This window comes from Halanaerobium congolense, from assembly GCF_004366375.1.
Lineage (GTDB): Bacteria > Bacillota > Halanaerobiia > Halanaerobiales > Halanaerobiaceae > Halanaerobium > Halanaerobium congolense.
Map to the genome: position 1 here is coordinate 1 of NZ_SOEF01000035.1, position 19,708 is coordinate 19,708.

The 19,708-nt window shown below is 33.1% G+C and carries 23 protein-coding genes; all 23 read left to right on the plus strand.

The genetic code is table 11. The features are described from left to right. The first annotated feature begins 243 nt into the window (after positions 1 to 243). The 23 genes from C7954_RS11210 (at position 244) to C7954_RS11320 (ending at position 19,705) form a co-directional block, all read left to right on the plus strand. Positions 244 to 1,236, plus strand: a complete 993-nt coding sequence (locus tag C7954_RS11210; protein ID WP_073159446.1) for an aldo/keto reductase — start codon at positions 244 to 246, stop codon at positions 1,234 to 1,236. A gap of 363 nt (positions 1,237 to 1,599) precedes the next feature. After that, the gene (locus C7954_RS11215) at positions 1,600 to 1,962 is read left to right on the plus strand and encodes a BMC domain-containing protein (RefSeq protein WP_014552462.1); all 363 of its coding nucleotides are present in this window, start codon (positions 1,600 to 1,602) and stop codon (positions 1,960 to 1,962) included. A gap of 18 nt (positions 1,963 to 1,980) precedes the next feature. Further along, on the plus strand, positions 1,981 to 2,409 hold the full coding sequence (locus C7954_RS11220) for a EutP/PduV family microcompartment system protein (RefSeq protein ID WP_073159448.1): 429 nt from the start codon (positions 1,981 to 1,983) through the stop codon (positions 2,407 to 2,409). Positions 2,410 to 2,432: 23 nt separating this feature from the next. Continuing rightward, complete coding sequence (locus C7954_RS11225; protein WP_134060025.1) at positions 2,433 to 3,017, plus strand: ANTAR domain-containing response regulator; 585 nt, start codon at positions 2,433 to 2,435, stop codon at positions 3,015 to 3,017. Between the two features lies 1 nt (position 3,018). Further along, entirely contained in the window at positions 3,019 to 4,437 is a 1,419-nt protein-coding gene (locus tag C7954_RS11230; protein ID WP_134060027.1) for a sensor histidine kinase, read from the plus strand. Between the two features lie 162 nt (positions 4,438 to 4,599). Then, positions 4,600 to 6,033: an ethanolamine ammonia-lyase reactivating factor EutA gene (eutA, locus tag C7954_RS11235; protein WP_073159454.1), complete on the plus strand. Its 1,434-nt coding sequence runs from the start codon at positions 4,600 to 4,602 to the stop codon at positions 6,031 to 6,033. Between the two features lie 23 nt (positions 6,034 to 6,056). After that, entirely contained in the window at positions 6,057 to 7,436 is a 1,380-nt protein-coding gene (locus tag C7954_RS11240; protein ID WP_073159456.1) for an ethanolamine ammonia-lyase subunit EutB, read from the plus strand. After that, on the plus strand, positions 7,437 to 8,336 hold the full coding sequence (eutC, locus tag C7954_RS11245; protein ID WP_134060029.1) for an ethanolamine ammonia-lyase subunit EutC: 900 nt from the start codon (positions 7,437 to 7,439) through the stop codon (positions 8,334 to 8,336). It abuts the gene before it with no gap. 20 nt (positions 8,337 to 8,356) lie between these two features. Then, positions 8,357 to 9,010 carry an ethanolamine utilization microcompartment protein EutL gene (eutL, locus tag C7954_RS11250; RefSeq protein ID WP_073159460.1) on the plus strand — a complete coding sequence of 218 codons (654 nt, stop codon included), beginning with the start codon at positions 8,357 to 8,359 and terminating at the stop codon, positions 9,008 to 9,010. Between the two features lie 18 nt (positions 9,011 to 9,028). Further along, positions 9,029 to 9,655 carry a BMC domain-containing protein gene (locus C7954_RS14120; RefSeq protein WP_073159462.1) on the plus strand — a complete coding sequence of 209 codons (627 nt, stop codon included), beginning with the start codon at positions 9,029 to 9,031 and terminating at the stop codon, positions 9,653 to 9,655. Next, complete coding sequence (locus C7954_RS11260) at positions 9,655 to 11,124, plus strand: acetaldehyde dehydrogenase (acetylating) (RefSeq protein WP_134060031.1); 1,470 nt, start codon at positions 9,655 to 9,657, stop codon at positions 11,122 to 11,124. The genes C7954_RS14120 and C7954_RS11260 overlap by 1 nt, the downstream gene beginning before the upstream one ends. A 73-nt stretch (positions 11,125 to 11,197) precedes the next feature. Continuing rightward, positions 11,198 to 11,476: a BMC domain-containing protein gene (locus tag C7954_RS11265; RefSeq protein WP_014552472.1), complete on the plus strand. Its 279-nt coding sequence runs from the start codon at positions 11,198 to 11,200 to the stop codon at positions 11,474 to 11,476. Positions 11,477 to 11,542: 66 nt separating this feature from the next. Further along, positions 11,543 to 12,361: a hypothetical protein gene (locus C7954_RS11270; protein WP_073159464.1), complete on the plus strand. Its 819-nt coding sequence runs from the start codon at positions 11,543 to 11,545 to the stop codon at positions 12,359 to 12,361. Next, positions 12,361 to 13,017 (plus strand): phosphate propanoyltransferase, encoded by a 657-nt coding sequence (gene pduL, locus C7954_RS11275; RefSeq protein WP_073159466.1) that lies wholly within the window; start codon positions 12,361 to 12,363, stop codon positions 13,015 to 13,017. Before C7954_RS11270 ends, pduL begins: the two co-directional genes overlap by 1 nt. Next, positions 13,010 to 13,843 carry an ethanolamine utilization protein EutJ gene (gene eutJ / locus C7954_RS11280; RefSeq protein ID WP_073159468.1) on the plus strand — a complete coding sequence of 278 codons (834 nt, stop codon included), beginning with the start codon at positions 13,010 to 13,012 and terminating at the stop codon, positions 13,841 to 13,843. Before pduL ends, eutJ begins: the two co-directional genes overlap by 8 nt. A gap of 24 nt (positions 13,844 to 13,867) precedes the next feature. Beyond that, on the plus strand, positions 13,868 to 14,563 hold the full coding sequence (locus tag C7954_RS11285; protein ID WP_134060033.1) for a hypothetical protein: 696 nt from the start codon (positions 13,868 to 13,870) through the stop codon (positions 14,561 to 14,563). Between the two features lie 6 nt (positions 14,564 to 14,569). Continuing rightward, complete coding sequence (locus tag C7954_RS11290; RefSeq protein ID WP_073159472.1) at positions 14,570 to 14,857, plus strand: EutN/CcmL family microcompartment protein; 288 nt, start codon at positions 14,570 to 14,572, stop codon at positions 14,855 to 14,857. 41 nt (positions 14,858 to 14,898) lie between these two features. Next, a complete protein-coding gene (locus tag C7954_RS11295; protein WP_073159474.1) occupies positions 14,899 to 15,159 on the plus strand; it encodes a hypothetical protein in 261 nt (86 codons plus the stop codon). Between the two features lie 13 nt (positions 15,160 to 15,172). Further along, positions 15,173 to 15,466: a BMC domain-containing protein gene (locus C7954_RS11300; RefSeq protein ID WP_073159476.1), complete on the plus strand. Its 294-nt coding sequence runs from the start codon at positions 15,173 to 15,175 to the stop codon at positions 15,464 to 15,466. 49 nt (positions 15,467 to 15,515) lie between these two features. Further along, positions 15,516 to 16,640, plus strand: coding sequence for an ethanolamine utilization protein EutH (eutH, locus tag C7954_RS11305; RefSeq protein WP_134060035.1), 1,125 nt, complete (start codon positions 15,516 to 15,518; stop codon positions 16,638 to 16,640). 23 nt (positions 16,641 to 16,663) lie between these two features. Further along, positions 16,664 to 18,001, plus strand: a complete 1,338-nt coding sequence (locus C7954_RS11310; protein WP_073160707.1) for a 4Fe-4S dicluster domain-containing protein — start codon at positions 16,664 to 16,666, stop codon at positions 17,999 to 18,001. Continuing rightward, on the plus strand, positions 17,998 to 18,546 hold the full coding sequence (locus tag C7954_RS11315; protein ID WP_073160709.1) for a BMC domain-containing protein: 549 nt from the start codon (positions 17,998 to 18,000) through the stop codon (positions 18,544 to 18,546). Before C7954_RS11310 ends, C7954_RS11315 begins: the two co-directional genes overlap by 4 nt. 19 nt (positions 18,547 to 18,565) lie before the next feature. Continuing rightward, positions 18,566 to 19,705: an iron-containing alcohol dehydrogenase gene (locus C7954_RS11320; protein WP_073160711.1), complete on the plus strand. Its 1,140-nt coding sequence runs from the start codon at positions 18,566 to 18,568 to the stop codon at positions 19,703 to 19,705. The last annotated feature ends 3 nt before the right edge of the window (positions 19,706 to 19,708 follow it).

Sequence of the window (19,708 nt, forward strand, 5' to 3'; positions counted from 1 at the left end):
TATACCAGAAACGGGGGTTTCATGCTATTTTTTTGCTAAATAATATTGAAATTTCAAGGTGCAAAAGCACTTTTACAAGTGCGAAGTTTGAGTTATTAAAATAATATAAAGTATAAAAAGTTAGAAAATCAAATGAAGTAATTAAAAAATAATTATTAAAAAATTAAAAAGAGAATAATTTGTAATCAAAGATCAAATTGAATATAATGGTAATAGTAATTAGTAAATTGGGAGGGGTAAATAATGGAATATAGTACTATTGGTAAAACAGGGGTCCAGGTTTCTCCACTTTGTTTTGGAACAATGCCTTTTGGTGGAATTGCTGATGAAAAAATGTCTCGTAAAATGTTTAAAGCCGCACTTGAGCGAGGAATTAACTTTTTTGATTCAGCAGATGTTTATAATGAGGGGCGCTCTGAAGAATTATTAGGTAAATTTATGAGGGAAAATAATTGTAGAGATGAATTAGTTATCACTTCTAAAATTTTTGGAAAAACTGCTTCAGATGTTAATGCAAAAGGACTTTCTCGACGTCATATTAAATTAGGCGTAGAAAAAAGTTTAAAAAGATTACAGACTGATCGGATAGATTTTTATTTTGTACATAGTTTTGATTCTAAAACAGATATGATTCATACTTTAAGAACAATGGATGATTTAGTTAAAGAAGGTAAGATACTATATCCAGCAGTCAGCAACTGGGCAGCCTGGCAGATAGAAAAATCTTTGGGAGTTTCTCGAAGGGAAAGTTTGGCTCGTTTTGAATGTGTACAGCCAATGTATAATCTTGCTAAAAGGCAGGCAGAAGTTGAAATATTACCAATGGCTGAGGCAGAAAATTTAGGAGTTGTTTCTTACAGTCCTTTAGGTGGCGGACTTTTAACCGGCAAATATGGTAAAGCTAAGAGACCAGATAAAGGAAGATTAGTAGAAAGAGAAGATTATGCAGCCCGCTATGGGTTAAAAGAATATTATCAAATTGCGGAAGATTTCAGCAATCATGCTGAAGAGAAAGGTGTTGTGCCAGCTTCTTTAGCAATAGCCTGGGTGATGTCTAATCCGGTTATTACTGCTCCGATTATAGGAGCCCGCAATTTAGAACAATTAGAAGGATCTCTCGGAGCACTTGATATAGAAATGACTGAGCAATGGAGAAATGAAATAACAGAACTGTCTATTACTCCACCACCTGCAACAGACAGATTAGAAGAACAAAAAGATATAAATTATTTTTAAATAGATTACTTAATCCAAATGAAATAGTTATGCTATTGTGCAAGAGCTTAGCTCTAATATTTTAAACAGAAAGAATTTAAGTTGGAGTATTAGAGCTAATTGTTCTAATGTTCTAATATAGATAAACGTAACTTATCATTTTTATAGCAGAGATTATTTTGTTATTCAGAAGATTATTTTTTGCTCTTGCTTTTATTTGTTACTTGTGATACAATTTTTTTAAGAAAAATTAATAAGTGATTGCACAATGGAGTGTAATCAAAACTAATAAGCAAAGAAGCTTGTAGAAAAGGGATATTTATGTCCTTTTTATACAGGCTTTTACTATTTTTTGAGAAAAAAGTTTCAAAATGGAGGGTTCTTATGGGAGAAAAAGAAGAAGTTGTAGAAAAACAAAGGATAATTCAAGAATTTGTACCTGGAAAACAGGTGACTTTAGCACATATAATTGCTAATCCGCAAGAGGGAATTTATCAAAAATTAGGACTGGTTGATCAGGTAAATGATGCAATCGGAATTTTAACTATTACTCCCAGTGAAGCTTCAATTATTGCAGCTGATGTTGCCACAAAGGCAGCTGGCATTGAAATAGGTTTTATAGATCGTTTCAGTGGTTCTTTAGTAATTACTGGAGATGTAGCAAGTGTGGAATCATCAGTTAAAGAAATTATGAATATTTTACAGAATATCTTAGACTTTACTCCAGCTAAAATTACTCGAACATAACAATAGGTGAGCACTTAAATGAAAAAAGCAATGTTAATTGGAAAAAGTGGTAGTGGTAAAACTACCTTAATTCAGCTTTTAAGTTCGGAAAAAATAAGGTATAATAAGACACAAGCAATGGAATATTATCCAGAATTTATTGATACACCTGGTGAATATATCGAAAGTAGGCGTTATTATAATGCTATTATTTCTTCAGTAGATCAATGTGAAAACATGGTTTTGGTGCAGTCAGCTACTGATCAAGATAGTGTTTTCCCGCCGAATTTTGCTAAAACTTTCAATCAAAATATTTTGGGTGTAATAACTAAAATAGATAAGGATTCTGCCAAAATCGAAGAAGCAGAAAAAATTCTGCAGCGAGCAGGAGTTAATAAAATTTTTGAAATTAGCTCTATCACTAAAAAAGGTTTAGCAGAATTAAAAAAATATTTAAAAATAAAATGATTTAGGTGAGAAAGGGGAAGACTATGGGAAAGAAAATAGTAATAGCCGATGATGAACCTATTACTATCATGGATATCTCAGAGATTTTGACTGAGGAAGGTTACAATGTGGTAGCTGAAGTCTCAGATGGTTTTGATGCTATTGAAGCTTGTCGTCAGCACAAACCTGATCTTGCTCTACTTGACATTAAAATGCCACTTTTAAATGGGATCAAGGCAGCTAGAATTATTAAAGAAGAGGAATTAGCTGAAACAATAGTTTTTTTAACTGCCTATAGTAACAAAGATTTTATCAGTCAGGCAAAAGAGGTAGGTATAATGGGTTATTTAGTTAAGCCTGTAGACAAAGCAAGTTTATTACCTGTAATAGAACTTGCCATTGCTAAAGGCGAAGAAATGGTCGATATTAAAGAGAATATAAAAGTTTTAAAAAGTAAATTAGAAAAAAGAAAATTGATCAGCAGGGCCAAAGGAATTTTAATGGATTCTGATGGCCTCTCAGAAGAAGAAGCATATAATAAAATCAGAAAATTAAGTATGGATAAACGCTGTTCAATGAAGGAGATAGCGCATGTGATTATTATAAATAGTAATTGCATGGGTGAATAATATGCTAAGAAAGCTTTGTCAAGAGCAGACTCGGCTTAGTGAACAAGATATTGAACAGTTAGAAAAATTGGCTGAGCAATTACCGAGAATTGCTAATTTAGTTAAAGCTGATGTTTTTATTGATTGTCCAATTGATGATCCTGATGCTATCCTAGTTGTAGCTGAGGCAAAACCACGGGGAGCAAAAACTATTTCGAATTATAAGGGATCTGTTGTTGGTGAATTAGCAATTAGAACTAACGAGCCAGCTGCTGTTAGAACAATGGAAACAGGAGTCGCTACTAGAGATTTAAAAGCTTTGACTCAGGAAAATAAAAAAGTAAAGCAAAATGTAGAACCAATAAAAAATGAAGCAGGTAAGATAATAGCAGTTTTAATTATGGAGCGCGATATTACAGCTGATATTAAAAAGAATAAGCAGATGGAAATTTTAACCGAAACAACAGAACAGCTTTCAGATTTGCTCTCACTAGATGAATCTGAAGATGTGATTGCTAATTATATTAATGATGCAATTATTATTTTTAATAATCAAGGTTATGCTAAATATGCCAATACAGTTGCCCAAAAATTATATTCTGATCTCGGTTATAAAGATAAGATTAAAGGAATGCACTTTAATAATATAACTCTTGGCAAAAAGCAGTTTAGAGAGTTAGCAATTGAGGTAAATTCAACCGAAACGTTTGAGGTTAGTTTAAGTAATATGATTTTAAAAGTTAATTATTCTATGATGTATGGTGAAAAGCAAATTGCTGGTTTGGTAATGTTGATTAAGGATATTACTGAGGTTAAGAAAAAAGAAAAAAAATTAGTTTTAAAATCAGTAGCTTTAGAAGAAATTCATCATCGAGTAAAAAATAATTTGCAGATGATAGCTAGTCTGCTTCGTTTACAAGCACGTCGAGTGGATAATGAAGAAGGTCGACAGGCTTTAATCGTAAGTATTAATCGAATTTTAAGTATTGCAGTTACTCATGATATACTATCTCAAAATGAAATAAATGAAGTGTGTATTAAAAGTATTTTAAATAAAATTATTGAAAACACATCTGCTTATTTTTTGAATGAACAGAAAAATATTAGGATTAAATTATTAGGAGATAATTTTATTGTTGATTCTGAAAAAGCAACTTCAATTGCTTTAGTAGTCAATGAGCTTTTGCAAAATTCTTTAAAACATGCTTTTGAAAAACAGGAAAATGGCTTAATTAAAGTTAAAATTTATCATGGTAACAATTATTCTAATATTTCAATTATTGATAATGGTATAGGTTTCGATATTCAAAAAATCAAAAAAAATCGTTTAGGTTTTAAAATTGTTAAAACAATTGTTGCTGATAAATTAGATGGGCATTTAGATTTGGAATCTAGTCAACAAGGCACTAAAATTGTTTTTGATTTTAAAAATGGAATTTAATTTAAATTATAAAATTAACAAATAAATAATGACAAAACACGATGAAGTGTTTTGCAAAGGCAATGGGGCCAGTTTAGGGATAACTATGTTTAGATGTTATCCTAAGCTGGCCTATTTTTTATAAAAAAAGTTAAAACCCTAGTTAAATTTGGAGGTGAGAACTTGGATAAAATTTTAAGTGTTGGCATTGATATTGGTACCTCAACAACTCAAGTTATATTTAGTGAAATAACTTTAGAAAATATGGCTTCAGGATTTACCGTCCCTAGAATTAATATTATTGATAAAAAAGTTATTTATAAAAGTGATATTTATTTTACCCCTTTAATTTCTCAAACTGAAATCAATGGTGAAAAGATAAAAGAAATTGTGGAAAAAGAATTTAAAGAGGCCGGAGTTGATAAAGAAAAAGTTAGTACTGGAGCTGTCATTATAACTGGTGAAACAGCTCGAAAAAAGAATGCTAGCTTGATTTCTGAGCAGCTTAGTGATTTAGCAGGAGACTTTGTGGTAGCAACTGCTGGTCCAGATTTAGAATCTATTATTGCTGGTAAAGGAGCAGGAGCAGCCCAGTTATCAAAAAAAGAAAATAGAATAGTTATTAATTTTGATATAGGAGGTGGTACTACAAACATAGCCGTTTTTGATTCAGGTGAGATTATTGATACAACTTGTTTAGATATTGGTGGTCGTTTAATTAAATTTGATCAAGATAATCAAATAATTTATGTAGCCGAAAAAATCAAAAAGTTAGCTGCTGAAATTGGGATTAAAATTAAAGAAAATACTCAATTAAAACAGTCTGAGCTGAAGAAGATAACCGAAAAAATGGCAGCAATCTTAGTCGAAACAGTTGCTGCAGAAGAAAAAAGTGATCTTTATCAGTACTTAATAACTAATCACGGTTTAAGCCAGAAAATTGAGCCCGATTATATCTCATTTTCTGGAGGAGTAGCTGATTATATAGGCCAAGAAATTGAGCCAGAAGAAAACATCTTTGCTTTTAATGATATTGGTATACTTTTGGCCCAACAAATAACTCACTCTCCACTTTACCAAGATTATAAAATAGTAAAAGCAGAAGAGACAATTAGAGCTACAGTAGTAGGAGCTGGGAGTCATACTACTGATATTAGCGGTAGTACTATTACTTATAATGGAGATGTGTTTCCGCTTAAGAATGTTCCGATCTTGAAAATCACAGCTAAAGAAGAAGCAAATAAGCCAGCTGATTTAGTTGAAATAATCAAGAAAAAACTTGATTGGTTTGATTTAGAAGCAGAACTACAGCCAGTTGCTCTAGCTTTAAAAGGAAAAAGCAATTTTTCTTTTAAAGAAATTACCGAATTAGCCAAAATTATAGTTAGTGGAATGGATACTATTATTTCAAATAGACTTCCTTTAATTATAATTTTAGAAAATGATGCTGCTAAAGTTTTAGGGCAGACAATTAATCGTCTTTTGGGTCAAAAAGAAGATGTTATCTCTTTAGATGGGATTAAAGTAAATAATGGCGATTATATTGATATTGGTAAACCCTTGGCTAAAGGAAAAGTAGTGCCAGTAATAATTAAGACTTTAATTTTTGGCAAATAATAAAATGAGGAGTGTTTGAGAATATGAAATTAAAATGTAAATTATTTGGCGATGTTTATCAGTTTGATAGTGTAAAGGAGGTGCTGGGTAAAGCTAATGAAATAAAATCTGGAGATCAATTAGCAGGTGTAGCAGCTGAGTCTGTAACTGAAAGAATTGCAGCTAAAACAGTTTTGGCAAATCTAAGCTTAGCAGACCTTCGAAATAATCCTGTTGTTCCTTATGAAGAAGATGAAGTAACTAGAATCATTCAGGATGATGTTAATGAAAGAATATATGGTGAAATAAAAAATTGGACTGTCTCTGAACTAAGAGAATGGATTTTAAGTGATGAGGTTAATGGAAGTGATATTAGAAGAATCAGTCGTGGTATAACAAGTGAGATAGTATCAGCAGTAACAAAATTAATGTCTGATCTTGACTTAATTTATGGTGCTAAGAAGATAGTAGTTACAGCTCATTGTAATACTACTATTGGTAAGCCGGGAACTTTATCTTTTAGATTACAGCCTAATCACCCAACAGATAATATTGATGGAATTATTCCCTCAATGATGGAAGGTTTTTCTTATGGTGCAGGAGATGCAGTTTTAGGTTTAAACCCTGTTGATGATAGTCAGAGTAGTGTTACTACTATTTTAAATAAATTTGATGAATTTAAAAGAGAATGGGAAATTCCAACCCAAATATCTGTTTTAGCACATATGACAACTCAGATGAAGGCAATTAAAGCTGGAGCACCAGCTGATCTAATTTTCCAAAGTATTGCTGGTTCTGAAAAAGGAAATGAAGCTTTTGGTGTAACTGCAGATTTAATTGAAGAAGCAAGACAGCTTGCTTTAAAAGAAGGTACTGCAACTGGTCCTAATGTAATGTATTTTGAAACAGGTCAGGGAGCAGAACTTTCCTCAGATGCTCACTTTGGAGCAGACCAGTTAACTATGGAAGCTAGATGTTATGGTCTTGCTAAAAGATTTGATCCATTTATTGTTAACACAGTAGTAGGATTTATTGGACCAGAATATTTATATGATGGTAAACAAATGATTAGAGCTGGTTTAGAAGATCATTTTATGGGTAAATTAAGTGGTATTTCAATGGGTGTAGATGTTTGCTATACAAACCACATGAAAGCAGATCAAAATGATTTAGAAAGATTAGGTGTACTCTTAGCAAATGCTGGCTGTAACTATTTAATTGGAGTACCTGTTGGTGACGATATTATGCTTAATTATCAGTCTGCTGGTTACCATGAAGCGCAAGCAATTAGAGAAACTGTTGGCTTAAGACCTATCCCTGAGTTTGAAGCTTGGTTAGAAAAGATGGGAATTATGAAAAATGGTAAATTAACAGATAAAGCTGGCGATGCTTCTATATTTTTGAAAAATGGAGAGGTGAAGTAAATGATATCTGAAAGAGATTTAAGAGATATTGTTAAAGAAGTTTTAAAAGAGGTTGGAGCAGATAATCCTAAGACAGTTGAAAAAGTAGAAAACGAAGTACAATCAGCAGTTTCAGGTACAAGTACTGAAGTAGAAAGTGGAGTTATTGCTGATATTACTGAAGTAGATCTAAAGAAGGAACTTTTAGTACCAAACCCTGCAGATGAAAAAGCAATTTTAAATTTAAAAGCTAATACCTCTGCTAGACTTGGTGTTTGGAGAACCGGACCTCGTTACAAAACTCAGACATTATTAAGATTTAGATCTGACCATGCAGCTGCAATGGATGCAGTATTTACTGATGTTTCAGATGAAATCATCGAAGAAATGGACTTATTTAGAGTTCAGACTAAGTGTCAGGATAAAGATGAGTTTTTAACTAGACCTGATTTAGGTCGTCAATTTGATGAAGAAAACTTAGCTAAGATTAAAGAAAATTGTAAAGACAAGCCTAAAGTACAAATTTATGTAGCGGATGGTTTAAGTTCTACAGCAATTGAAGCTAATTTAAGAGATGTTTTCCCAGCAATTAAGCAGAGTCTAGAAGGTTATAACTTAGAAATTGGAACTCCTTTCTTTGTTAAATACGGTAGAGTAGCAACTATGGATGCAATTTCAGAATGCTTAGATGCTGAAGTAAGTTGTGTTCTTATTGGTGAGCGCCCTGGTTTAGCAACTGCCGAAAGTATGAGCTGTTATATGGCTTATGATGCAAAAGTAGGTATGCCAGAAGCAAATAGAACAGTTATTTCTAATATTCACTCTGGTGGTACTCCAGCAGTTGAAGCAGGAGCACATATTGCAGATGTTATTAAAGCTATGTTAGATCAAAAGGCAAGTGGACTTGATTTAGATATTTAATTAAAGGAGGAAAATTAGTTATGAGAAATGATCCCTTATATGGAGAAGTTTTAAGTGTTAAATTAATTCCTAATGTTAGTCCTGATTTAAAAAAAGAATTAAAGTTAAATGATGAGCAGCGCAGTGTAGGTATGATTACCTGTGATATTGATGATGTTGGTTATACAGCTATTGATGAAGCAACTAAAAAAGCAATGGTAGATGTTGTTTATGCTACCTCATTTTATGGTGGGGCAGATAATGCAAGCCAAAAATTAGCAGGTGAGTTTATCGGAATTCTTGCTGGTCCTAGTCCTGCTGAAGTGAAAAGTGGTTTAAATGCAGCTGTTCAGTTCATTGAAAATGATGCTTGCTTTTATAGTGCTAATGAAGATGGAAGCATCTGCTATTATAATCACTGTGTTTCTAGAACTGGTACCTATTTATCAGAAACTGCTGGAATTCCAGAAGGCCAGGCAATTGCTTATTTAATTGCACCACCGATTGAATCAATTTATGCTTTAGATGCTGCCTTAAAAGCAGCTAATGTTGAAATGGTAACTTTCTTTGGTCCCCCATCTGAAACAAACTTTGGTGGAGGTTTACTAACTGGAAGTCAGTCAGCCTGTAAAGCAGCTTGTGATGCATTTGCTGCAGCAGTAAAATCTGTTGCTGATAATCCAGTAAGTTACTAATTATAAGGAGAGGTTAAAATGAGCAATACTGCACTTGGACTAATAGAAACATATGGTTACACAGCTTCAGTAGAGGCTGCAGATGTCTGCTTAAAAGCTGCTAATGTTAGCCTTTCAGCCTGCAAAAAAGTTAGAGGTGGATTGGTTACAATTGAAATAATAGGAGATGTTGGTGCTGTCAAAGCAGCAATTGATGCTGCAGAAGCAGCAGTTCCCAGAGTTGGAAAATTGATTTCAACTCATGTAATTCCACGTCCGGCAGCAGAGCTCGATTCTATTTTAGGAGATAACAGTTTTAAATCAAAAACTGGCTCTGAAACTGAGCAGGAAGAACAAAAAGTAGAAAAGTCAGATCAAGCTGAAGTTGAAGCCGAAAATGAAGTTGAAACTGACAAAAAATTAGAAGCAAAGAATAAAACTGAAGTTAAAAGTAAAAATAAAGCTAAAGCTAATGATCAGCAAGATTCTAGTTTAGAATCTAAGCAGAATAAAAAAGAATTAAAAGAGCATAAGGTAGTTGAGCTTCGTTCTTTGGCAAGAGAAATAAAAAATATTAAACTAACTAATAAAGAAATTAAATATGCCCGCAAAAAAGAATTAATTGAAGCAATATTAGATGCTAAAAGAAAAGGAAGTGATATTTAGTGTTAGAGGATAGAGATTTAAAGTCAATTCAGATGGCAAGGAATTTAGTTCAAAAGGCAAAAAAGGCACAAAAAAAATTGGCTGAATATAGTCAAGCAGAAATAGATAACCTAGTGGCTGAATTAGCAAAGGCTGCAGCTGCAGAAGCAAAACCACTAGCTGAATTAGCAGTTGAAGAAACAGGAATGGGTATAGTAGAAGATAAAATAGAAAAAAATTTACTGGCTAGTACTAAACTGTGGGATTATATTAAAGATATGAAAACTGTAGGTGTTGTTAGGGATGATAAGGAAAATAAAATAACTGAGATTGCAAGTCCAATGGGAGTAATTGCAGCTTTAGTTCCTTCTACTAACCCAACTTCAACAACTATTTATAAATCTTTAATTTCTTTAAAAGCAGCTAATTCCATTGTTTTTAGTCCTCATCCCTCTGCTCAAAAGTGTATTCAAAAAAGTGTAGAGGTTTTAAATAAAAAATTAGTAGAATTAGGTGCTCCAGAAGGTTTGATAAATTGTATCGATATAGTTAGTCTAGAAGGTACAAGGGAATTAATGAGTCATGAAGATGTTTCCTTAATTTTAGCTACTGGTGGTTCAGCAATGGTAAAAGCCGCCTATAGCTCTGGAACTCCTGCTTTAGGTGTAGGTCCTGGTAATGTGCCAGTCTTTATTGAAAGAAGTGCTGACTTAGAGAAAGCAGTTCAGAGAATCATGCAGAGCAAAACATTTGATAATGGAACAATTTGTGCTTCTGAGCAGTCAGTTGTAGTAGAAAGCTGCATTAAAGATGAGGTAGTTGAACTATTTAAAAAAGAAAATGCTTACTTTCTCGATGCAGATGAAAGCAAAAAAGTGGAAAAAACTATCCAACTGACGCACGGTGGGCTTAATCCAGCTATAGTTGGTAAGTCAGCTAAAAAAATTGCTGAATTAGCAGGGATTAAGGTTCCCCATAATTGCCGTGTTTTAATTAGCGAAACTGATGGTGTTGGTCAAGATCATCCATTTTCTAGAGAAAAATTAGCTCCTCTCTTAGGCTTCTATACAGTAGAAGACTGGGAAGAAGCGTGTGACTTATCAATGGAAATTCTAAATTATGGTGGACTTGGACATTCATTAGGAATTCACAGTAAAAATGAAGAGGTTATTAGAGCTTTTTCACTTAAAAAACCTACTTCTAGAATGTTAGTTAATACTCCTACTGCTCTTGGAGCGACAGGAAAAACTACTAACTTAGCTCCATCATTTACTTTAGGCTGTGGATCTAAAGGTGGTAATGCAACTTCTGATAACATAACACCACTTAACTTATTTGATCGCAGAAGAATTGCTTATGGAGTAAGAGATGTAGAAACTTCTACACCTCAAACCCAAACTGCAACTTCTAATTCTACTCTTAAAGATAGTGGAGAAGAAGAATTAGACATTATTATCGATAAGATCTTAGAAAAATTATCTCAGAAATAAGCTGAATATAATTAGGTATTAACTTAGAAATAAGTCAAAAATAAATTAAAAATAAACTTAGGAGGAATATATAATGGCAAATTCAAATGCATTAGGATTAATCGAAACAAGAGGTTTAGTTGGATCAGTAGAAGCAGCAGACGCAATGGTGAAAGCAGCTAATGTTACTTTAATCGGTAAAGAGCACGTAGGTGGCGGACTTGTAACTGTAATGGTTAGAGGTGATGTTGGTGCAGTTAAAGCAGCAACAGATGCTGGTGCTGCAGCAGCAGAAAGAGTTGGAGAATTAATTTCTGTTCATGTAATTCCAAGACCACACAATGAAGTTGAAATTATTTTACCACAAAAATAATAAATAATACTTTAGCCGGGCCAGCATTAATTTGTTTGGCCCGGATTAAAAAAGGAATGATTTACTGTGGATTTAATAACCGAAAGTAAACTTAGAGAACTAGCTAAAAACAGTGGTTTAGAAAATTTAGAGATTAAAGAAAACACTATTATCACACCTTCTGCTCGCCAGTATTTAAGAGATAAAAAAATAGAATTACCTGGTGAAAAACAAAAAAAAGCAGAAAGTAGTCAAGCAAAAACTAAAGCTCAATCTGAAACTGAAGCAAATGATTCAGATCAAATTAGCAAAGGCAGAGCTAAAGTTGATAAAAAATCAGCTGATTTTAAATATCAATCATATTATTCTGGAGCTTATTTTAAAGAAAAACCGGAAGCTATGACTCAGATATTTGCTAATAAATTAGTTTACAAAGATCATCCACTTATTGAATACCGAGGTAAATTGGATAGTTTCCAATCTCAAATTTTAGAAGTGATGCTCGTAGTGGAAACAGAAGAAATACCTGGGCTTTATCAGGACTTAGAAGAAAGCCTCGAGATTATGAGAAATATTTTAGCAGCTGAAGTAAGAGATCAGGAATTTAATTTAGAAACGATAATTGGTCTTACAGCAGCTGAAATAAGAGCAAGATCCCATAATCCACAGAAATATTTTTCTGTTAAACATATTTTGCCCAGTCCAGATCTAGGAAAAATTTTAATTAAATTAAACAGTTTGCGTAGTTCTGTACGTGAGGTAGAAATTGCGGCAATTAAAGCCTTTAGAGATGAAAAAGGAATTAAACGTCCAGATATTATTAAGGCTTTAAATAGGATGAGTAGTGTTTTTTATGTAATGATGTGTAAGTATCAAGCTGGCAAATATAAAAAAGAGGTGATTTGATGGAAGAACAAGCATTAAGAAAAGAAATTAAAAACTTGATTTTGAAAATGCGTGAAGACAACCAGAAAAATTTAATTCCCATTGAGGCCTCAGGTAGACATATACATTTAAGTCAAGCAGATGTTGAAAAATTATTTGGTAAAGGCTATCAATTAACTCCGCGCAGAGAACTTTCTCAACCAGGTCAATTTTTGGCAGAAGAGAAACTGCGTTTAATTGGCCCCAAAAGTGTAGTGGAAAATGTTGCAGTTTTAGGACCAGCTAGAGAATCAACACAGGTAGAGCTTTCTCAGACTGATGCAGTTGGTCTAGGGGTTAAAGCACCTTTAAGATTGTCTGGTAATACTGAAGATACAGCCTCTCTTTTTATTGCATCTGCTCAAAATGTAGTTAAACTTGAGGAAGGTGCAATTATTGCTAAAAGGCATATTCACATGACTCCAGAAGATGCAGCTCAACTAAAAGTAGAAGATGGAGAAATTGTTAATGTTGAGGCATTAACAAGCAGACCTGTAATTTTCAAAGATGTTTTAGTCAGGGTAAATGAAAATTATAAATTGAATATGCACTTAGATTATGATGAAGCTAATGCCTGTTTATTACAAAAAGGTGATTGTGGTAAAGTAATTAAAACAGGAAAACATGCTAATGATTGATTTAAAAAGAGTAGATGAGTTAGTAAAAAAAGTTGAAGCAAGTCGACATCAGAACCTCAATTGTGATGGGAAAAAATTAAATGGTGCCGAACTTAAAGTAGGGGTAGACCTTGGTACAGCATATATTGGAATTGTTGTTTTAAATGCTGACAATCAACCTTTAGCTTGTGAATTAGAAGCAGCAGAAGTTGTAAGAGATGGTTTAGTTGTTGATTATATGGGAGCAATAACTATAGTCAGAAGACTAAAAGAAAAACTGGAAAACAGACTTGGAGTAGAACTTCAACAAGCTGCTATTGCAGTTCCATCCGAAACATCTGAAGCTGATAGTAAAACACATAAACATGTTGTAGAGGCCACAGGAATGGAAGTTTTAAATACTTTAGATGAACCTTCAGCAGCTAATTCTGTTTTAAATGTAGAAAATGGAGCAGTAGTGGATATTGGTGGAGGAACAACTGGTATTTCCATTTTTGAAAATGGTGAGTTAGTCAAAACTGCTGATGAAGCAACAGGTGGGACTCATTTAACTTTAACTATTGCTGGGAATTATAAAATTGATTTTGCAGAAGCAGATAAATTAAAAGTAGATCCAGCAAAACAAGCAGATGTTTATTCTATTGTGCTGCCAGTGCTCAATAAAATTGGGAGTATAGTAAAAGATAAAGCAGCTGAGCATCAAGTTGAAGAATTATATCTTGTTGGAGGTACTAGCTGTTTAGAGGGTATAGAAAAGGCTATTGAGTCAGAAACAGCAATTAAAAGCTTTAAACCAGAAAATCCCTTTTTAGTGACCCCACTTGGTATAGCCTTAAACTGTTTTTAATTTTAAAGTCGGAGGTGATTATCTTTGCAAAAAGAAGAATTTATTGAAACTATTGTGAAAGAAGTTTTAAAAAAATTGAATGATCAATCTGACAACTCAAAAAATGAATTCGAGAAAGAAAAGATTTTATTAAGTCAAAAAGCAGATTTTCAATTTGCTCAGTCTCTTAGAGAAAAATATGAATTAATTGAACTAAAAGCAGAAAATGAAATTACTGATTTTGCAGCTGTTGAAAATTTAATTATTACCCAGCTGGATCTTAAAAGCTTAATTGAACTTTCAGAATTAATTCAAGTTGAGGCTCAACTTGAATTTATAGTTAAATTTCTGTTTGAGGGTAAAAATATTTATATAATTGAAGAGGGTCTAAGTTACCGCAATTATCATGGTAATGTACCTCAAGCCTTATATGATAAATTAATTAAAGCTGAGGAAAAATTAAAAAGTTATGGCTTTGTTTTTCTAGGCTTAAATCAATTAGCAGCTGAATTAGAAATTAAAAAAGAGTCTAAAAATTCTACTCCTAATCATTTAGAAACTAAAACAAAGAGCGAATATTTTAGACTTGATAAAAAATTGATTGACTTATCTATAATTCAAAAACTCTATCAAAAAAATCATTCTAAATTTGAAATTTCCCAAAGTAGTATAGTAACCGCACTGGCAAAAGACTATATTAAAGATCAAAAAATTGAGATAGAATATATAGAAGGAAGGTAGTGTACAATGATTATTGGTAAAGTAATTGGTAATGTCTGGGCAACTAGAAAAGACGAAAACTTAAATGGATTTAAGTTTATGGTCGTTGAGCCTTTAGATCACAGCAGCCGTGAAATTAACAAATCTACTTTTGTAGCTGTTGATCAAATCGGAGCTGGAGTTGGCGAAACTGTTTTAGTTGTTAATGGTAGTTCAGCACGTCGTAGTCTATGTCAAGAAGATCTACCAGTTGATGCTTCAATTATTGGAATTATAGACAAAGTTGAGATTAGTCCAGAATTTAAAGATGACTAAAAATTTTCTTTAGCCGAATGAAATTAAGTGAGGGGATAAAAGTGGCAAAAAATTTAACTACTAAAAAAACTTTAAATAAAAAAGCTTTAGCTGAGTCATCACTGATTTATATTTTCGCAGATGATTTAATTACCCCAGGAGCTAAAGATTTAATTCGTGAAAAAAAATTAAGATGTAAATACATTAAAAAAGAAGAATTAAAAGCAGAAATTATAAAAATCATTGAAGAACTAACTACAGAGCAGTTTAGTGCAGAAAAAAAAGAAAAAATCACAAAAAGCATTTTAGCTAAAATAGTTTAAGGAGGAATTTATTATGGCTTCTAGAGAAGCGTTAGGAAAAGTAGAAACAAGAGGTTTGGTAGCATCAATTGAAGCAGCAGATGCAATGGTTAAAGCAGCAAATGTTACTTTAATTGGTAAAGAATTAATTGGTAGTGGTTATGTAACAGTTATGGTTCGAGGAGATGTCGGTGCAGTGAAGGCAGCTACAGATGCAGGTGCAGCAGCAGCAGCTAATATTGGAGAGTTAGTTTCTGTGCATGTTATTCCAAGACCACATTCTGAACTTGATGCAATTTTACCTCAAAGCCCTGAAAGTGCTGAATAACTTTAAAATTAATTTAAATCACAAAATACAGTAAAAAGGAGAAAAAAATATGAGTATAAATGAAATTATTGTCCATATTATGGTATTGTTCATGATCTTAGGTGCCTTAGACAAAATTATTGGGAATAAGTATGGTTTAGGTGCTAAATTTGATGAAGGTATAGAATCTATGGGTCCTCTGGCAGTAGCTGTGGTTGGTGTAGTATCTCTAGCTCCAGTTTTAGCTAATATTTTAAGACCAATCGTTGTTCCTCTTTATTCATTTTTAGGTGCTGATCCAGCTATGTTTGCTGGTTCTTTACTTGGTAATGATATGGGTGGATATCCTCTGGCTATGGAGTTAGCACAGACTCAAGAAGCTGGCTTATTTTCTGGTCTGATTTTAGGGGCTATGCTTGGTCCAACAATTGTTTTTACAATTCCTGTAGCTTTAGGAATTATTGATAAAGAAGATCACCAGTTTTTAGCTAAAGGTGTTTTAGCTGGTATTATCACTATTCCAATTGGTTGTTTAGTTGGTGGTTTTGTAGCTGGTTTTAATATGTCAATGATCCTTAGTAACTTATTGCCTATTATTTTAGTTTCGGCTTTAATAGCAATTGGACTCTGGAGAATGCCAGAAAAAATGATCAAAGGTTTTACTCATTTTGGTAGAGGAGTAGTAATTGTTATTACTATTGGAACAGCTGCTATTATTACTGAAACTTTAACAGGGATTGTTATTATCCCTGGTATGGCACCTGTTTGGGATGGAATTGAAATTGTAGGAAGTATAGCTATTATGTTAGCTGGAGCTTTCCCAATGGTTCATTTTATCACTAAAGTATTTAAAAAGCCATTACTTAAAGCTGGTAAAGCAATTGGTATGGAAGAAAATGGTTCAGCTGGGATGATTGCAACCATGGCAAATAATATTCCAATGTTTAAAATTATGCATAAGATGGAAGATAAAGGTAAAGTATTAAACGTAGCTTTTGCTGTAAGTGCTGCCTTTGTTTTCGGAGATCACTTAGGTTTTACTGCTGGGGTAAATAGAGAAATGATATTTCCAATGATAGTTGGTAAATTAGTAGCTGGTGTTACAGCTGTAATGCTTGCTCTCTATATTGCCAATAAGGTAGAAGTAGAGATTGAGACTGAAAGTGAAAGTGAAGTTTCTGAAAACATAAATTAGTTTTCATAAAAGGAGTAGTTTTTATGAATATAATTGAAAAAATAGCTAAGGCTGGTGTTGTGGGAGCCGGTGGTGCCGGCTTCCCAACCCATATTAAATATGATTGTGAAGCAGAATATCTAATCATCAATGGGGCTGAGTGTGAGCCATTATTACAGACAGACAAATTTTTGATGCGAGAATTTGCAGCTGAAATTTTGGAAGCAATAGTAATGATTGCTGAAAACATTGGAGCTCAAAAAATAGTTTTTGCTACTAAAAAGAAATATACTAAAGAAATTGCTTGTCTTGAAAAAATAATTGCAGAAAAAAATTATAATAACATAGAATTATTTTTAATGGATAGTTATTATCCAGCTGGTGATGAGCAAATTTTAGTTTATGAGGTTACAGAAAGAATTGTACCTGAAGGTGGAATTCCACTACAAGTTGGAGTAGTAGTGACAAATGTAGGTACTTTATATAATAGTTATCGAGCAGTTAAAGATTTGCCAGTAACTGATAAATATGTTTCAGTTTTAGGAGAAGTAAATGATCCGAGAATTATTCAGGTTCCACTTGGAACTTCAGTTAAAGATTGTATAGCAGCTGCTGGTGGCAGTACAATTAATGATTATGCAGTTATAGTTGGAGGGCCAATGATGGGAACTAATTTAGTTGGTTCTGAAATAGATCAGGCAGTAATTACTAAAACTGATGGGGCAATAATTGTAGTGCCTCGGAATAATTTTGTCATAGAAAGAAATAAGCAGAGTATTGAGCATATTAAAAATAAAGCTAAGGCAGCCTGTATTCAGTGTAGTTTATGTACTGAATATTGTCCTCGCTATTTAATTGGACATGAGCTAGAACCACATCGGATTATGAGGGCCTTATCTTATAATGAAGATGCAGAAGTTTTAAAAGAAGCTCAAATCTGCTGTGAATGTGGAATTTGCGAATTGTATGCCTGTCCAATGGGACTTTCACCACGCTTAGTTAATGTTTATTTTAAAAATAAAATTAAAGAAAAATTTGAGAGCAGTCAAGATCAATTAAAAGCTCATCCAATGCGTGATTATCGTAAAATTCCTACTGCTAGACAAACAGCCAGGTTAGATTTAGATAAATATGATCATCAAGCTTTAGCAGAAACTTTAAAAGTAGATGTTAAAGAAGTTAAGATTCCTTTAAAACAACATATTGGAGCGCCCGCTGTTTTTAATTTAGAAAAAGGAGCAGTTGTTAAAAAAGGAGAGCTTTTGGCAGCAGCAAAGGCAGATAGTTTAAGTGTTAATATTCATGCAAGTTTAGATGCTCAAATAGTAGAAGTTAATGATCAATATATTAAACTTAAAGCTAAGGATGAGGTGGTATCATGATTATAGCAATTGGCTTGCTCGAATTTAATTCTATAAGTCAAGGAATTAAAGTCGCAGACATAATGAAAAAAGCAGCAGATATTGAAATTATTATGGCCCAACCGACCTGTCCTGGTAAATATACTGTTTTAATTTCAGGTAGTGTTAGTTCGGTTAATGCTTCAGTTGAGAGTGGAGTTGCAGGAAGTGGTCCTTTTTTAGTAGATCATATGGTGATACCAAGAATTCATCATCAGCTCTTAAGTGCAATGAATGGAACAACTGAGATCGGAGATGTAAATGCAGTCGGAGTTTTAGAATATTTTAGTGTTGCCAGTGCTATTTTTGGAGCCGACGCAGCTGTTAAAGCAGCAGAAATTAATTTAATGCAGGTCAGATTAGCAACTGGACTTGGAGGTAAAGCATATGTAACCTTTAGTGGTGATGTTGGTGCAGTTGAACAGGCATTAGAAGCTGGAGCAGCAGCAAATGAAAATAATGGTATGCTGTATAATAAGATAATGATTTCTTCTCCAGATAAGGATTTATTTAAAACATTATTATAAGTAGGGGAGGAAGAAAAAAATGAACGCTTATAACTTTGAATTTCAAATTAAGACAAAAATTAAATTTGGTAGAAATAAAATTACAGAAATCCCTGCCATTTTAAAAAAAGAAAATAGAAAAAAATTAATGATTGTAGTTGATCAAGGAATTAAACAAGCTGGTATTTTAGCTAAGGTCACAGATGTTTTAGCTGATCAAGTAGATTATTGTATTTTTGATCAAGTAGAGCCTGATCCAACTTTAGCAATTGTTAGTGCAGGTGTAAAATATGCAGTTGAAGAAGAGGCTGATGCAATTTTAGCTGTTGGTGGTGGTAGTCCAATTGATAGTGCTAAAGCAATTAGATCAGCTTTAGAAAGCGAAAAAATGGATACTGAGGCTGAATTAGTTAGCCGCCAATGTCTTTTAATTACTGTTCCCACAACTTCTGGTTCTGGAAGTGAAGTAACTAAGACTATAGTTATTACTGATTCGCATAACAAACATAAATTTGCAGCTACCTCAGATGAGTTAGCTCCTGAAATAAGTATTGTGGATCCAGAATTAACTAGAACCTTACCAGCAAGTTTAACTGCTATTGGTGGAATGGATGCTTTAAGTCATTGTGTAGAAGCTTATACTTCTAAAGATGCAGTTTTACCTTTTGAAATGATTGCAACTAAAGGAATTCAGATGGTTAATGATAATTTAAGACCAGCAGTTGGTAATCCTGATAATATGGATGCCCGGACAGGAATGTCTTTAGCTAGTCTTTTTGGAGGAATAGCTTTTAGTAATTGTGGTTTAGGATTAGTTCATGCTATTGCTCATCCTTTAGGAGGTAAATATAAAATACCTCATGGCTTAGTTAATTCTATGATTTTAGCTGAGGTTATGAATTTTAATCTAATCTCTAATCCAGCTAAATTTGCCAATATCGCTCGTTTAATGGGTGTAGATACAAGTCAAATGACTGAAATGGAAGCAGCTCATCGCTCAATAGAAGAAGTACGTAATTTGGTTTCTGATATCTCGATCCATAGTACTTTAAGTGATTTTGGAGTTAAAAATCTAGAAGAGATTGCAGAACTTGCTCTAGAAGAAAAAGTAATGTTAAAAAGTAATCCACGCCCTGTAAGTAAAGAAGATATTATAGATATTTTAGAAAATTTATTATAAATA

What these genes read in the sequence shown, in the direction of transcription:
- C7954_RS11320 (WP_073160711.1), top strand. Translation starts at nt 18,566, where the DNA reads ATGAACGCTTATAACTTTGAATTTCAAATTAAGACAAAAATTAAATTT.
- C7954_RS11300 (WP_073159476.1), top strand. Translation starts at nt 15,173, where the DNA reads ATGGCTTCTAGAGAAGCGTTAGGAAAAGTAGAAACAAGAGGTTTGGTA.
- C7954_RS11230 (WP_134060027.1), top strand. Translation starts at nt 3,019, where the DNA reads ATGCTAAGAAAGCTTTGTCAAGAGCAGACTCGGCTTAGTGAACAAGAT.
- eutH (WP_134060035.1), top strand. Translation starts at nt 15,516, where the DNA reads ATGAGTATAAATGAAATTATTGTCCATATTATGGTATTGTTCATGATC.
- C7954_RS11240 (WP_073159456.1), top strand. Translation starts at nt 6,057, where the DNA reads ATGAAATTAAAATGTAAATTATTTGGCGATGTTTATCAGTTTGATAGT.
- C7954_RS11220 (WP_073159448.1), top strand. Translation starts at nt 1,981, where the DNA reads ATGAAAAAAGCAATGTTAATTGGAAAAAGTGGTAGTGGTAAAACTACC.
- C7954_RS11210 (WP_073159446.1), top strand. Translation starts at nt 244, where the DNA reads ATGGAATATAGTACTATTGGTAAAACAGGGGTCCAGGTTTCTCCACTT.
- C7954_RS11215 (WP_014552462.1), top strand. Translation starts at nt 1,600, where the DNA reads ATGGGAGAAAAAGAAGAAGTTGTAGAAAAACAAAGGATAATTCAAGAA.
- C7954_RS14120 (WP_073159462.1), top strand. Translation starts at nt 9,029, where the DNA reads ATGAGCAATACTGCACTTGGACTAATAGAAACATATGGTTACACAGCT.
- C7954_RS11265 (WP_014552472.1), top strand. Translation starts at nt 11,198, where the DNA reads ATGGCAAATTCAAATGCATTAGGATTAATCGAAACAAGAGGTTTAGTT.
- eutJ (WP_073159468.1), top strand. Translation starts at nt 13,010, where the DNA reads ATGATTGATTTAAAAAGAGTAGATGAGTTAGTAAAAAAAGTTGAAGCA.
- pduL (WP_073159466.1), top strand. Translation starts at nt 12,361, where the DNA reads ATGGAAGAACAAGCATTAAGAAAAGAAATTAAAAACTTGATTTTGAAA.
- C7954_RS11225 (WP_134060025.1), top strand. Translation starts at nt 2,433, where the DNA reads ATGGGAAAGAAAATAGTAATAGCCGATGATGAACCTATTACTATCATG.
- eutC (WP_134060029.1), top strand. Translation starts at nt 7,437, where the DNA reads ATGATATCTGAAAGAGATTTAAGAGATATTGTTAAAGAAGTTTTAAAA.
- C7954_RS11315 (WP_073160709.1), top strand. Translation starts at nt 17,998, where the DNA reads ATGATTATAGCAATTGGCTTGCTCGAATTTAATTCTATAAGTCAAGGA.
- eutL (WP_073159460.1), top strand. Translation starts at nt 8,357, where the DNA reads ATGAGAAATGATCCCTTATATGGAGAAGTTTTAAGTGTTAAATTAATT.
- C7954_RS11310 (WP_073160707.1), top strand. Translation starts at nt 16,664, where the DNA reads ATGAATATAATTGAAAAAATAGCTAAGGCTGGTGTTGTGGGAGCCGGT.
- C7954_RS11290 (WP_073159472.1), top strand. Translation starts at nt 14,570, where the DNA reads ATGATTATTGGTAAAGTAATTGGTAATGTCTGGGCAACTAGAAAAGAC.